The 1,375-nt window shown below is 29.5% G+C and carries 1 protein-coding gene; it reads left to right on the top strand.

Annotation, left to right across the window (positions count from 1 at the left end):
* Nucleotides 1-12: 12 nt before the first annotated feature.
* Nucleotides 13-1,197 carry an ISNCY family transposase gene (locus AB1467_07490; protein MEW6296097.1) on the top strand — a complete coding sequence of 395 codons (1,185 nt, stop codon included), beginning with the start codon at nucleotides 13-15 and terminating at the stop codon, nucleotides 1,195-1,197.
* The last annotated feature ends 178 nt before the right edge of the window (nucleotides 1,198-1,375 follow it).

The following is a 1,375-nucleotide window of genomic DNA, read 5'->3' as shown; positions in this document are numbered from 1 at the left end:
GGAGGATAAAAAATGAAACAAGGAGTTCTAATAGTGACAATACAAGAAGTAAACAAGTTCAAAATAGTTAATGATATTATCTATAAACAAATAACACAAAAACAAGCCTCCGAATGCCTTAATTTAAGCACGAGACAAATAAGAAGATTAGTAAAAAGAGTTAAAAAAGAGGGTTTAAAAGGGGTAATTCATAAATCTAGAGGAAAACCATCGAGAAAAAGGCTTTCAGAAGCAATAAAGTTAAGAATTATCCAACTTGCAAAAACTAAATATATTGATTTTAAGCCTACTTTTTTAGCAGAAAAGCTTAGTGAAAATGAAAATATTAAAGTTTCTAGTGAGTCTGTCAGGAAAATACTTATTGAAGCTGACTTATGGAAAACAAAAAAACGAAAAACAAAGCATCGAAGCTGGAGAGAAAGAAGAGACTGTATAGGAGAACTAGTTCAACTGGATGGTTCACATCACGATTGGTTTGAAGGAAGAGCTCCAAAGTGTGTATTAATTGGTTTTATTGATGATGCTTCAAATAGGGTATTTTTAAAATTTACAGAAGGTGAAACAACAGAAGCATTAATGAGAATAACACAGGAATATATAAAAATATACGGTTGTCCAGTGGCTTTGTACGTTGATAAAGATACTATTTACAAAGTTGCAAGAGGAGAAGGTATGACACAATTTGCAAGAGCAATGCAGGAGTTAGGGATAAAAATAATTTATGCTCATTCTCCACAAGCAAAGGGAAGAATAGAACGTTCATTCAAAACTCATCAAGATCGATTAGTTAAAGAATTAAGATTAAACAATATTTCCAGTATAAAAGAGGCAAATAAATTTCTTGAACGCAAATATATTAAAGAACATAATGAAAAATTTATGGTAAAACCAAAGAATGATTATGATATGCACAGAAAATTGCCATCAAAAATAAATCTTTCTAAAACTTTTTCAAAACACTCAAAAAGATCTATAGCAAATGATTATACCCTTAAGTACAAGGGTAGAGTTTTTCAAATATTAGATACACCAAACTCAAGAGATATAATCCTGAATAATAAAGCAATTGTAGAAGAAAATTTAGAAGGTTCTATTCGTATAAAATACAAAGATAAGTATCTTAAATATAAAGAAATATCTGAAAAACATACGGCCTCGTATTCCAGATGGATTTGGGTTCCTTCTAAAACAGGTTAAAATGCACTTGTTACTGTTTTCTAACGAAAACAGTAACAAGTAATATGATGATAAAATAAATTCAAAAGAAAAAAGGAAATTTAATGATTAAAAGAGTTCAGAAGTTAGTAATAATAAATCCTCCAAAGAGGACATTTCTATTTTGCTAAAAAGCGGACATTTTTATTTTGCTGCAACA

It is taken from the genome of Candidatus Diapherotrites archaeon, from assembly GCA_040755695.1.
In the GTDB taxonomy this organism is placed as follows: Archaea; Iainarchaeota; Iainarchaeia; order Iainarchaeales; family 1-14-0-10-31-34; genus JBFMAK01.
Note: the sequence above shows the minus strand (reverse complement) of the source record. Positions and strands in the feature narration are given on the sequence as shown.

What these genes read in the sequence shown, in the direction of transcription:
- AB1467_07490 (MEW6296097.1), top strand. Translation starts at nt 13, where the DNA reads ATGAAACAAGGAGTTCTAATAGTGACAATACAAGAAGTAAACAAGTTC.